At 44.2% G+C, this 13,546-nt stretch carries 9 protein-coding genes and 1 pseudogene; 7 read left to right on the forward strand and 3 right to left on the reverse strand.

All coding sequences use genetic code 11. The annotated features are described in order from the left end of the window. The first annotated feature begins 52 nt into the window (after positions 1-52). Positions 53-2,086 carry a prolyl oligopeptidase family serine peptidase gene (locus R7F67_RS03830; RefSeq protein WP_318056964.1) on the forward strand — a complete coding sequence of 678 codons (2,034 nt, stop codon included), beginning with the start codon at positions 53-55 and terminating at the stop codon, positions 2,084-2,086. 242 nt (positions 2,087-2,328) lie between these two features. Here the strand turns inward: R7F67_RS03830 and R7F67_RS03835 are convergent, their stop codons facing one another. Then, positions 2,329-3,960 (reverse strand): ABC transporter ATP-binding protein, encoded by a 1,632-nt coding sequence (locus R7F67_RS03835; protein WP_104976437.1) that lies wholly within the window; start codon positions 3,958-3,960, stop codon positions 2,329-2,331. 85 nt (positions 3,961-4,045) lie between these two features. After that, positions 4,046-4,543 carry a hypothetical protein gene (locus R7F67_RS03840; protein ID WP_017635485.1) on the reverse strand — a complete coding sequence of 166 codons (498 nt, stop codon included), beginning with the start codon at positions 4,541-4,543 and terminating at the stop codon, positions 4,046-4,048. A gap of 187 nt (positions 4,544-4,730) precedes the next feature. On the opposite strand from R7F67_RS03840, the gene R7F67_RS03845 reads away from it, so the two are divergent. The 3 genes from R7F67_RS03845 (at position 4,731) to R7F67_RS03855 (ending at position 10,392) form a co-directional block, all read left to right on the forward strand. Next, complete coding sequence (locus R7F67_RS03845; protein WP_005375118.1) at positions 4,731-7,091, forward strand: Lon protease family protein; 2,361 nt, start codon at positions 4,731-4,733, stop codon at positions 7,089-7,091. Positions 7,092-7,384: 293 nt separating this feature from the next. Next, positions 7,385-9,013, forward strand: a complete 1,629-nt coding sequence (locus R7F67_RS03850) for a methyl-accepting chemotaxis protein (protein WP_258475741.1) — start codon at positions 7,385-7,387, stop codon at positions 9,011-9,013. 398 nt (positions 9,014-9,411) lie between these two features. Further along, entirely contained in the window at positions 9,412-10,392 is a 981-nt protein-coding gene (locus tag R7F67_RS03855; RefSeq protein ID WP_025768571.1) for a porin, read from the forward strand. 124 nt (positions 10,393-10,516) lie between these two features. Here R7F67_RS03855 and R7F67_RS03860 read toward each other — a convergent pair whose 3' ends face one another. Beyond that, on the reverse strand, positions 10,517-11,263 hold the full coding sequence (locus tag R7F67_RS03860; RefSeq protein WP_042521645.1) for a flagellar brake protein: 747 nt from the start codon (positions 11,261-11,263) through the stop codon (positions 10,517-10,519). A 127-nt stretch (positions 11,264-11,390) separates the two neighbouring features. On the opposite strand from R7F67_RS03860, the gene R7F67_RS03865 reads away from it, so the two are divergent. From R7F67_RS03865 to R7F67_RS03875, 3 genes and pseudogenes are all read left to right on the forward strand, one after another. After that, a complete protein-coding gene (locus R7F67_RS03865) occupies positions 11,391-11,666 on the forward strand; it encodes a GNAT family N-acetyltransferase (protein WP_213875884.1) in 276 nt (91 codons plus the stop codon). Then, on the forward strand, positions 11,663-12,640 hold the full coding sequence (locus R7F67_RS03870; protein WP_258475744.1) for an ecdysteroid 22-kinase family protein: 978 nt from the start codon (positions 11,663-11,665) through the stop codon (positions 12,638-12,640). Before R7F67_RS03865 ends, R7F67_RS03870 begins: the two co-directional genes overlap by 4 nt. A gap of 108 nt (positions 12,641-12,748) precedes the next feature. Next, positions 12,749-13,546, forward strand: a pseudogene (locus R7F67_RS03875) (IS3 family transposase); the annotation flags it as partial.

Below are 13,546 nucleotides of genomic sequence, written 5' to 3' on the forward strand. Positions count from 1 at the left end.
AAACGATTGAAGATAAACAACTTAATAAAAACAACGGAGTAACACGGACGTTATGCATTACCCAAAAACACGTAAAGATTCTGTCGTGGACACTTATTTTGGTCACGACATTGCCGACCCTTATCGCTGGTTAGAAGATGATCGCAGTGAAGAAACCGCACAATGGGTTTCGGGTCAAAATTCGGTCACCTTCGATTTCCTTGGTCAGATACCGTACCGCCAACAAATCCGTGACTTAGTGGCGAACAGTCAAAACTACGAAAAATATTCCCAGCCATTTGTACGTGGTGACTACACCTACTTCTACAAAAACGACGGTTTGCAAAACCAAAGCGTATTGTATCGACGTAAAGGCGAGGGAGAAGCCGAGGTTTTCCTTGATCCAAATACTTTCTCCGAAGAGGGCACGACCTCTCTTGGCGAAGTCAGCTTCTCTAAAGACTGCCGTTTGGTCGCGTATTCCATCTCAGAAGGGGGTAGTGATTGGCGTAAGATCTTTGTCATTGATACGGAAACCAAAGAACAGTTAGAGCCTGAGATTGTTGATGCGAAGTTTACGTCGATTTCTTGGCTGGGCAGCAAAGGCTTCTATTACTCAAGCTACGATAAGCCGCAAGGCAGCGAGTTGTCTGCTCGAACTGAGCATCACAAGCTTTATTATCATGAACTTGGTACCCCTCAATCTGAAGATAAAGTGATTTTTGGTGAGTTGGATACGCAAGTTCATCGTTATGTGTCTGGTACGACGACGACAGATGATCGCTTCCTTATTATCTCTGGCGCAGAATCTACATCGGGTAATCGTCTGTTTTATATTGATTTACAGTTTGAGTTACAGGCAATTGTGACGCTGCGCGAGACAACGCAAGGCGACACCTACTTAATTGATAGCCAAGACGCAACCTTGCTGCTTTACACCAACCTAGACGCGCCGAATGGCAAAGTTGTCAGCTACAACACTCAGACAGAACAATGGGCTGACGTGATTGCTGAACAAGAACAGCCGTTAGAAATCAGCAAAGGTGGCGGTTATCTGTTTGCGACTTATATGGTAGATGTGCTTTCTAAAGTGCAGCAGTTTAACTACCAAGGTGAGTGGATTCGAGATGTACAATTGCCGGGAGAAGGCACGGCTTATGGTCTGGCGGGTAAAAAAGAAGAAACCACACTTTATTACACATTCACTAACTACGTGACGCCTCCGACGATTTTCTCATTTGATGTCGAATCTGGTGAATCCACACTGTTTCAGGAATCAAAGGCACCGTTCGATCGTAATGAGTATGAATCAAAACAGGTGTTTTACACCTCAAAAGACGGCACGCAAGTTCCGATGATCATTTCATACAAGAAGGGCGTTGCACTTGATGGTAGATCACCAACCATGTTGTATGGTTACGGCGGTTTTAACATCAGCCTCACTCCAATGTTTTCTGGCAATGTAGCCAACTGGCTAGAGTTGGGTGGTATATACGCTGTCGCCAACATGCGAGGCGGCGGTGAATACGGTAAAGCCTGGCACAACGCAGGCACTCAGCAGCAAAAGCAAAACGTGTTTGATGACTTTATTGCGGCGGCGGAATACCTGATTGAAAACGACTACACTAGCTCGGATCGCCTAGCGATTCGCGGTGGTTCTAATGGTGGTTTGTTAGTTGGAGCGTGTACGACGCAACGCCCTGAACTATTCAAAGTCGCGCTGCCTGCGGTTGGCGTGCTTGATATGCTGCGTTATCACACGTTTACTTCTGGAGAAGGCTGGAAGTATGACTATGGCACGTCTTCGCAAAGCGAAGCGATGTTCCAATACTTGCTTGGTTACTCTCCTGTTCACAATGTAAAAGAAGGCGTGCAATATCCTGCTACCTTGGTGACAACTGCTGATCACGACGACCGAGTTGTGCCAGCACATTCGTACAAATTTATTGCGGAGCTGCAAGACAAACAGCAAGGCGCTAATCCAGTATTGATACGCATTGATGTTAATGCCGGTCATGGTGCAGGAATGCCGCTGAGTAAGCAAATTGACCTCACCACAGACGTGTATGCATTTACGTTACATAATATGGGTATTGAGTCGATTTAATGCCCTAGTTGTTAGAAACTTCTGAGAATAAAAAAATGCCGCGACAGTGTCGCGGCATTTTTCATGGTTGGGGGAACTCAATTCATACTGTTTGCCAGTATTTGAGCCAGGTTGACTAAGTCTGACTCTTGAACCAACCAGTCTCGGCGGCCAAACCGAAAGGCAGCTACGCCATTCTTAAGACAAGATGAATTTATCACCTTTTCTTAATCCTAGTTTATGAATATGAAACTGTGATGAACCTAAGCCGCATTGTGCTGATTTTCATTGTTTTCAAGATCAAATGAGGCATCTATCAGTTTTTTCGTGTAGTCATTTTTAGGGTTTTGGAAAATCTTTTCGGCCGTACCTTGCTCCATGACCTCGCCCTTTTGCATGACTAGAACACGATCAGAGAGTGCTTTAACTACTGATAGATCGTGGCTAATAAACAAGTAGCCAATATTGTGTTTTTTCTGCAAATCTTTCAGAAGGTCAATCACTGTCAGTTGCACCGAGCGGTCTAATGCAGAGGTTGGCTCATCAAGCAGAATAAACGAAGGTTCAAGGATCAGTGCTCGCGCGATAGCAATACGCTGACGCTGGCCTCCTGAAAACTCGTGCGGATAACGGTTGATGGACGCGGGATCTAAGCGGACCTCACGGAGCACGTCGCGCGCTTTCTGCATACGTTCTTTTTTACTCAACATTGGTTGGTGGACAGTTAATCCTTCTGAGATGATCTCGCCGATAGTCATACGAGGAGAAAGCGAACCATAAGGGTCTTGGAATACCATCTGAACGTCTTTTTTCAGCTCAAAACGTTCTTTGTTTGTCAGCAAGGCCATATCTTGGCCTTTATATTCTATTTTGCCAGTTGAGGGCAGTAGACCTATCAAAGCTCGGCCGAGTGTAGACTTACCTGAACCGGACTCCCCAACGATCCCGAGGGTCTCTCCTTGTTTAAGCTCAAGAGAAATGCCTTTTACCGCTTCGAAGTACTCATTCTTGCTCGCAATAAAATGCGACTTTACCAAGAATTTGACTCGTATATCGTCGGCCTTTAAAAGCTGTGTAGCACTTTCGCTAATAGGCTCCTTACTGCCTTTAGGAATCGAGTTGATTAGCATACGTGTGTATTCGTGCTTTGGGTCCTCGAAGAGTGTTTGCGTTTCGCCTTCTTCGACGACTTCTCCTTTACACATCACAATGACACGGTCTGCAAAGTGTTTTACGACGCCTAAGTCATGAGTAATAAATAGGATTGCCATGCCCATCTGAGCCTGAATTTCTTTAATCAGGTGCAACACTTCTGCTTGAACCGTGACATCCAACGCTGTTGTAGGTTCGTCGGCGATCAAAATATCGGGCTCGTTAATCAGTGCCATCGCAATCATGATGCGTTGCAATTGACCACCAGAAAATTCGTGTGGGTACTTGTTGTACGCTTTTTCTGGGTTTGGCATATGAACCAATTCAAACAGCTCTAACACCTTTGCTTTTGCTGTTCGTCTGTCGACCGGGCGGTGACACATGATGGCCTCAGCGACTTGGATACCCACCCGCATGTACGGGTTTAGTGAGGTCATCGGCTCTTGAAAAATCATGCCAATGCGATCACCGCGAATACTTTGCATTTCACGCTCTGCTTTATCCAAGATGGAGCTACCCTCGAACATGATGGATGAGTTTTCATGCAAAATAGCGTTGTCTGGCAGTAGTTTCATCAGTGCATTGGTTGATACTGACTTGCCAGAGCCAGATTCGCCAACGATGGACAGCGTCTCGCCTGCTTTTAAATCGAAGCTAACATTCTTTACTGCATCGACGATCCCATCGTTTGTCGTAAAGCTGACTGATAGGTTGTTCACCGAAAGAATGGTTTTAGAAGACATCACAGATCCTTGTGGTTGATAAAGCAAATGATACTCAAGCAATGGACAGTACAAACCTAGCTGGCCTCAATGCTTGAGCTTTAGATTAATTATACAGGTGAGAAGGCGAAGCTTTTGCCGAACTCATTGCTTGCAAATGTAAGAACTGCTCATGCGCGCGCGTTACGTGCTCGAGTTCTATCATCCATTGAGCATTACGTTGGGCAGAGCAAAATGCCGCCATGTGAGCTAATAAGTCTTCGCTCTGTTGACCAAGTAGGTGACCTACGCGCTCAATCAGTTCATGGCTCTCTAGCTGCAAAAATTGAAATAGCGCGTAAGTTTGATTGAGTATTGAGAACGCATCATGCTGTAAGCCGAGTTTGTTGAGAATCTCTGATTGCGTCACGCTAGCATCTCTAAGTCCCGTAATGAGACATACAAACTGGCAAGGTTTAGTTTGTGCATTTTCTAGCGCTAAATGAATGTGGTTGGGTAGATTGTTGAGCACGTCGTCATATAAACGATGAGCTTCTGGCCAATGGCCTTGTTCCATCAGTTGCTCCGCTTTTAAGTAGCGCATCCAGCATTGCTCAATATTCATATCCATCTCCACAACATTTGATTTGTTTAGATATTAAATGAAATTGATTATCAATTGCAAGTGCGTGTTAATATCACTTATGTGTTCATAAAATGTCCAATCAATCTAGGGTGGAAGGTAAATCACTTAAAATTAAGCAAATAATCTCTACACTCAAATAACGAAAATAAGAAAAAAGGAAGTGGATATGGCAATACTAAGATTGGAAGCTAAGCAGCTATATTCTGTAGCAGATCTAGAGAATATGCCATGTAAGTCGACCAAGGAGTTACCTCCAATTGATGAAATCGTGGGCCAAGAGCGCGCGCAAAAAGCGGTCGAGTTTGCGATGTCCATCAAAGAGAAAGGGTATAACATCTACGCCATTGGTCAGAATGGGCTAGGTAAACGCACCATGATCTTGCGCTATCTGAATCGTCACCAGCACGATGCAGCAGCCCTGTTTGATTGGTGTTACGTTGCGAACTTTGAGGATACCCGTACACCAAAGGTATTAAAGTTGCCTTGTGGTATCGGAAATAAGCTACGTGTTGATATTGAAGCTTTAATGGGCAAATTATTGAATGCTTTACCCCTAGCATTCGACAATGAAATGTACTTTAGCCGCGCTGAGCGATTAAAAAATCAATTGGCAGCTAAGCAACAAAACGAGCTGGATCGTATTAGTCGAGAGGCAAAAGAAAAGGGCATCAGCCTAACACTGACTACGCAGGGGGATTATCAGTTTGTCGCCATGAACGGTGATGAGCTTCATACGGAAGAGTCTTTTGATGTACTAAGCAAAAAAGAACAAGAGCAATTCAGCGATGCTATTGATGAACTCGAAGTGAGATTGCGCTCGATGGTTCGTGAGCTTACGGAGTGGGAAGAGACATACAGCGATAAAATCAAAAAGCTCAATGATGAAGTGACACTTGATGTGATTACTCACTTCATCAAAAAACTCAAAGTGGATTACGCGCAATATTCCGAAATCAAAACCTACTTAACTGAGCTGCAAAAAGATATTGTTGAAAACGCAGATATCTTCCTTGACCAAAGTGGCGAGCAAGGCGAAATTGCGACGGCATCCTTGGATAAAAAATTGCCACGTCGTTATAAAGTGAACGTCTTGGTAAGCCGTAAAAGCAGCGAATTTCCTATCGTTGTTGAAGAAAATCCCAATTATCATTCACTCTTCGGGTCGATTGAGACTGCCACTTTCAAGGGAACGGTGTTTACCGACTTCTCGCTGATTCGTGCAGGGAGCTTGCATAAGGCGAATGGCGGCGTTCTATTAATGGATGCTCAGAAAGTACTTGAACAGCCTTACGTTTGGGATGGTTTGAAGCGCGCATTGCGTGCTCGTCAATTGAGTTTTACGTCTCTAGAAAAAGAAGTCACATTGACGGGGGCGGTATCACTCGATCCTGAACCGATTCCGCTTGATATCAAAATTATCTTATTTGGTGATTACCGAACTTACCAATTACTCCAACATTACGATCCAGAGTTCAGCGAGCTGTTCCGTGTGACGGCAGATTTCGAAGATGAAATGAAACGTACGCCGGAGTCTGAGCTGCATTACGCGCGCTTTATCTCTAGCGTGGTGCATGACAACAATATGCTGCATTGCGATCGTAAAGCCATTGCTCGGATCATCGAATACAGCTCACGTTTGTCTGGCGACCAATCCAAGCTATCTCTACATTCGGCTAATATCGCCAACTTGCTTCGAGAGTCGAACTACGTTGCTCGTCAAGCCAACTCTAACATGATCCGTATTGGGCATGTTGAAGAGGCGCTCAATAACCAAGAAATGCGAGTAAGCCGATTACGCGATAACGTAATGGAAACCTTTATTAACGGCACAACGCTGATTCGCACCGAAGGAGAAGCCGTAGGCCAAGTGAACGCACTTTCGGTATTGAGCACTAGTGACTACATGTTTGGTGCACCGAATCGCATCACAGCGACGACGTGTTACGGTGATGGGGATGTTATCGATATCGAGCGAAGCGTGGATTTGGGAGGCAGTATTCACTCTAAGGGCGTGATGATTTTGTCTGCCTACTTATCTTCCGTATTTGGTAAAACGGCACGAGTGCCATTAACTACAACCATTACCTTTGAGCAATCTTATGGTGGTGTTGATGGTGATAGTGCCAGCATGGCTGAGTTATGTGCGGTTGTGTCTGCTTTTTCAAAGCAACCAAACCGACAAGACATTGCGATAACAGGGTCGATGAATCAATTTGGCCAAGCTCAGCCTATTGGTGGCGTAAACGAAAAGATCGAAGGATTTTATGATGTGTGTGTAATTAAAGGTCGTCATGACGGGCAGGGGGTCATTATTCCGCGCTCTAATGTTCACAATCTAATGCTTCGTTCCGACATCGTGAAAGCAGTCGAAAAAGGCGAGTTTAATATTTGGGCGATTGACCATGTTACTGAAGCTATCGAATTGTTTACGGGGAAAGTTGCTGGTGAGCCAACCGATGAAGGCTCTTATCCAATCGATACCATTTTTGGCCTTGCCCAAGCCAAGCTCAATTCGTTGAGAAAATAGGCTGAAACCGTCCTAAATGTGAATGTATCTCATCATAAGTGATCATAATTTATCATAACGACAATATCCCGACGCCACTGTCGGGATATTGTCAATAACAGATTGAAAATGGAGAGTTTTTGTACTAGACAAAAGTGTGATCGACCTCTAATATTCGCCACTTGTTTATTCGTCTGGGATTTATCCCGTCGCAAGGAAGCATAGATATTCAAACTGCCGAAAAGTAACGTTGTTATAAGCACAGCTCGAGTTTGTTTGGATATAGACATCACGCATACAACTGAGGCCCTGTCATGCAGTTATCACTGAAAAATTTGTCAGTACGAACGCAAATTTTGGTTCCGGTATTATTTACCGCGATTGTTTTGTTTATTGCTCTTTGGATTACTAAAAACAATCTTCAAGCAGAGCAAGATGTTATTGCTTCCAACCAAGAATCTTTGGTTTTTCACAAAGACACATTGGCGAGTATTGACGACCAAATTTACCCTCTGCGCATAAGCGCGGTTTACGCTATTTACGATGCTTCTCGTCGTGAGAATTTTCTAACCGAATTGAAAGAAGGCTTAAAGCAAGTTGATGCCGATTTAAGCGCAATTGAAGCCCGAAATCTATTCCGTGACGATGCCGTTAAAGTTCGCCAAGCAATTGAATCCTATGTGCGATATTCAGAGCGCTCAGTTGCTTTCTTCAACCAATACGATCAAGGTTTGAAATCGGATAGCGAGTACCGTGCATTTGTCAAAGAGTATCGCAATGTTGGCCGAGAAATGGTCCAACAAATTAACACGCTATCAAAGCATGTAAACGAGCAAGCTGAACAATCTACTATCAGAAGCCATCAGCAAAATGAACGTGTGCAAAATAACGCTATGTTGACGGTTTTAGCGGTATTTGCTTTCTCACTGATAGGCGCTTGGTTCCTATCTGGCATGATTGTTACACCAATCCAAAAACTGCAAGAAGTGATGCGTCAGTTAGCAATGGGTAATCTATCAGTACGTGCAGATGTCGATGGGGACAATGAGATCTCTAAGCTGAGCAAAGATGTAAACCAAACCGCAGAGCAGTTATACAACACTGTGGACCAGTTAACCCGTATTAGTGAGGAAGTTGCATCTGCATCGACCGAATTGGCTGCGGTAATGACGCAAGCGGAAGCGAACGCTCAACAAGAGTTGGCGGAGATCGAGCAAGTTGCATCTGCGGTTAACGAGCTTGCAAGCACTGCGAATAATGTGAGTGATAACGCGACCTCTGCTGACGCAACCGCGCGTGAAGCTGATGGACTTGCTCAATCAGGTTTGGCTATCTTCCAAGAAAGTGCGGAAGCAAGTGCGCAAATGTCTCAAGCATTGAACGATGCAGCGCAAGTTGTTTTGCGTCTAAAAGAGCAATCTGTACAGATCAACGATGTTATTGAAGTGATTCGCGGCGTATCTGAGCAGACCAACTTGCTAGCATTGAATGCTGCGATTGAAGCGGCGCGAGCTGGTGAATCTGGTCGTGGTTTTGCGGTAGTAGCTGATGAAGTACGCATGCTAGCAGCGCGTACTCAAGACTCGACACAAGAGATCCAAACGATCATTGAAGAGCTTCAAGCGCAGTCTGGGCTGGCGAATGACAGTATGCAAGTCAGCCTTGATATGCTTAGCCGCAACAACGAGCTGACGCAACAAGCGAATGACGCGTTGGTTGGAATTACCGAGTCGGTCGCCAACATCAACGATTCAAACACGCAAGTAGCAACCGCAGCCGAAGAGCAGTCTCAAGTTACTCAAGATATCAATCGCAACGTGGTTAACATGTCGGAGCTTGTAAACCAAAATGTAGCGGGCATCAGCCAGAGTGCAAGTGCGAGTACTGAGCTTTCATTACTTGCAGAGAAGCAGAAAGAGCAATTAAGTTTCTTTAAGCTTTAATTCATCATCTACTTATCAAATCTCTAAATCCCTGAGTGAATGCTCAGGGATTTTTTTGTTTGTAATAATCGGATTTATTATCAATAAGTCTATCTAAAACAGTCAGTTAACAAGATTTTTTTTGCGGGCAATATCACGTTTTGTGATATTGTTTTTACATTTTTTTCGTCAATTTTTTTTTGACGCGAACATTTTTTTTAACTCAACCGATAACTTGATGGTTGAGAGGTATTCATATCGTCATTTTAAGTGGTGTTTTCTTCTATAAGCGCTGTTTATTCAACACGTTGCGTGAAAAATAACAGCTGCTACTATGCCGCCAGTTTTCTCGTTGGTACAGAAAAGTCCTGTTTTTCTGGTGAGAAAACACATATAAAACAATGATATGGAAAATAACAATGAAATTAAAAACTTTAGCTGTAGCAGTGGCGCTAATGGCATCAGGATCTCAAGTTGTCGCTTCAGAACTATACAACCAAGATGGCACTTCTCTTGAGATGGGCGGCCGCGCTGAAGCGCGTCTTTCTATGATGGATGGTAAGGCAGAAGACCGTACTCGCATCCGTCTTAACTTCCTAGGCAAACAGGAAATCAATGAAAACCTATACGGCGTTGGTTTTTGGGAAGGTGAGTTTGTAACTAAAACTTATGATGTATTTGATTCTAAAGGTAACAAAGTTGGTGAGACAGATAGTCTTGAAACTCGTTACGCTTATGCGGGTCTGGGTGGCAAATACGGTGAAGTAACTTACGGTAAAAACGACGGCGCACTAGTGGTTCTTACTGACTTTACTGACATTATGGCTTACCACGGTAACACAGCAGCACTTAAACTGCCTGTTTCTGACCGTACAGATAACATGCTGTCTTACAAAGGCCAATTCGAGCAACTAGCTGTACGCGCTAGCTACCGTTTTGCTGATCGCACAACAGATGCACAAGGCTTTACAGACAACGAGGAAGATGGCTTCTCTCTATCTGGTGTTTACGCGTTTGCTAACACTGGTTTTGAACTAGGTGCTGGTTACGCAGATCAAAACGACAGCGATGAGTTCATGCTGGTAGCTGCATACTCTGTAGGTGACTTCTACTTCGCTGGTAACTACACTGGCGCGGATATGGATGTTGCAGGTAAGACTTTTGATTACAAAGGCTACGAACTAGCCGCTGCTTACACTATGGGTCAAACTGTATTCACTTCTACGTTCAACAAAGGTGAACTAGAAGACGCAGATACTGTAGAAAACCTAGCTGTTGATGTAACTTACTACTTCAAGCCTAACTTCCGTGGCTACGCATCATACAACTTCGATCTAATGGATAACGAAGGCGCGGCTGAAAAAGATGAGCTAGCGCTAGGTCTACGTTACGACTTCTAAGTCATGACTCTTATCTAAGATACTGCCTTATTCTTAGTAAATAAAAACCCCTTACTGAAAAGTAAGGGGTTTCTTGTTTTCTAGCACTTCAAAGCTTCTTGATAAGCGATAGGGGTTATCAAATCTATCTTTTTAGTGTGAGCTTAGTCCCATCAAATTTGAGGTGACTGAGGAGGTTTTTAGCGTTGTTTTTACCAACCTCATCAAACTCCATTCCGTAGCGAGCATAGTGCGTTGATTTTTGTAAATTACAAATACGACCTCGCAACGGCGCTAGCATACGACTTTCTCCGGGCATCGTTAGATCCAATGAAACGTGGTCACCAACCTGAAGTGGTCGGCTCATTGGTGATGTTACAAAACGACAGCCACTACGAGATAAATCTCTTATTTCGCATTCAGTTCGATAGGCTTCTAAACAAACACGCGCTCTCAAATTTACTTCGTAACGCACTTCTTTGCGAAGCTGAAAGACCTGCATAGTGTTGGGTAGGTCTAGCACCAAAATTGGGTACGGATCGCCTAGTCGATGCTGTAATTGGGCCCGAAATGGAATAACGGCCCCTTCACCTCGATGAGAGTAGGCTTTTACATTGATCCAAAAGCCTTCCTGAAAATAGAACTTCAAGTCTTCATCGGAGATGTTCGGAACCTCTATCAATGCAGTATTATTTGAGTGACAGCCAACAAATGTGCTGGTTGTAATAAACTTTGTACCAACGGGGGTGGTGACGTTTAAGCTCACTTCACTGCCATGTTCGACCATTGCCATTGCATCGGTGCTATTTAATGTACTTGCCTGACGTTCTGGTGCCTTCTTGCTTTGCAGAGGTAGCTTGCCGTCTCTGGCAATTGGGCTCATATTTCTCATTATAATTGTCGTACCTGATGTAAGAAGGTAATCGCGTGAGGCGAAGCAGCACTCTCGCATGGTATCGATTTTATTCAGTGATATAGTTTGATTCAATCAATCTGTAACAAAAATTAGAGAGCAAGATATGCATAAAGTAACTCATGAGACCACGAATAGTACATTCTGGGTTGATTTAGAGCAGGGCTATAAAGCCAAGGTGATTTACCAGCTTGAGGGTAATGTCATGCACATTACATCAACGGTTGTTCCTGAAGCACTGCGAGGTAAGGGGTACGGAAAAGTGATGATGGAAGCGGTGTTGCCAGAAATTGAGTCACTCGGTTATCAAATCAAACCAGTTTGCCCATATGTTATTCACTATATGGAGAAGAACCAAACGTGGTCACATCTGCTCGCATGATGAGTAACAACCACCAATGCTACCAAAATATTGGCCAGGAACTCAATCTCGGTAATTACCGCTCTGTAGAAGTCATACAATCGCTATGGGGAGGCTATGGGGAGTTAGTCCGAGTTACTTATTCACTTCGTTCGGTGATCATTAAGCATGTAAAACTCCCTAAGCCTTCAGAGCATCCTAGAGGCTGGAATACGGACCGTTCTCATCAAAGAAAGTTGCACTCTTATCAGGTGGAAGTAAATTGGTATGAGTATTTTTCCGGAGGGGTGGATACTCGCTGCCGAGTACCACAAGGTCTAAAAACGTTCCAATCGGAGAATGAATGGCTCATTGTGATGGAAGATCTCGCCGAGGTGGGCTTTCCAAAAGTCATCACAGATGCACAGCTAAAGCATCTACAAGCCTGCCTCACTTGGTTGGCGAACTTTCATGCGCGATACATCGATGTTCGTTCTGATAAGTTGTGGCATATCGGTACATACTGGCACTTAGCAACCAGACCCGACGAGCTTGAAGCATTGCAAGACACTGAGCTACAAAATGCGGCTCAATTGATTGATCAAACGCTTTCGCAAGCTAAGTTTAAAACACTAGTACACGGTGATGCCAAATTGGCGAACTTCTGTTTTGATGAAGAAGAATCAAACGTTGCTGCGGTTGACTTTCAATACGTTGGATGTGGGTGTGCCATGAAAGATGTGGCACTGTTTATGAGTAGTGCCGTTAAGCCAGAACGTTGTGCAGAGATGGAAGTTTGGGTTTTGGATACGTATTTTGCTCAGTTGCAACACGCGCTAATGGGCTATCAACCGAATCTTGACCCTAATGAAGTCGAGCGTGAATGGCGTCCTTTGTTTGCTGTGGCTTGGGCAGACTTTCAGCGCTTTGTGAAAGGTTGGAGTTCCGACCACTGGAAGATCAATCCCTACACAGAAGCATTGACTCGCAGAGCGTTGGCTTACTTACGAAAGTGAGTCGAAGTTTAAAAAGAAAAGCCTCCAATTAGTAGGAGGCTTTGTTTTATCTTTGTGTGCCGTCCTAAATAAGGTTGACACTTTCCACCCCCAAAATTGGAGAGTGTTATGAAATCAACAACTAAAAGAACTCAGCGCGATTACTCCCTCGCTTTTAAACTCACTGTAGTTGATGAGGTTGAAAAAGGAAGCCTCACTTACAAACAAGCCCAAGAGAAGTATGGCATCCAAGGTTGCTCTACGGTTTTGGTTTGGCTTCGTAAGCATGGTCGACTAGATTGGTCTAAAGGGACACCTAACTTTATGTCCAAAGGAGACTCTATGACCGAGTTCAACTCACCTCCTACACCAGAGCAACGTATTAAAGAGCTTGAAAAGCAGCTCGAAGATGCTCAACTCAAAGCCGACTTCTTTGAAGCTGTCGTGAACGTTATGGAACGTGACTATGGTGTTAGAGTGACAAAAAAGCACAAAGAAGCGTTGTCCAAGAGAAAACCATAGTAGGTTTGAGCGTTACGAAGTTTTGTCAGTTAGTACAAATCTCTCGCCAAGCTTATTATAAGCAATGCCAAACTCAATCTCGTTGTGAACATCATGAGCATACTGTCATTGGCTTTGTCCGTGAAGTCAGGCTGAAGCAGCCACGCATTGGCACGCGTAAACTGAAGTTCTTAGCAGCAACAAAGGGCATTCAAATAGGTCGCGATAAGCTCTTTGAACTTCTCAGAAAGCATCGGCTGTTAGTGAGAGCAAGACGAACCTATCACCGAACGACTGACAGCCGTCATCGATTTTTCTGTCACCCAAACAAAGTGAAAGATGGGCTGACACCAACGAAGCCAGAACAACTGTGGGTTGCTGATATTACTTACTTGCCAACTCAAAATGGAGAGAGTTATCTCAGCT

The organism is Vibrio sp. YT-17, from assembly GCF_033337375.1.
Lineage (GTDB): Bacteria > Pseudomonadota > Gammaproteobacteria > Enterobacterales > Vibrionaceae > Vibrio > Vibrio alginolyticus.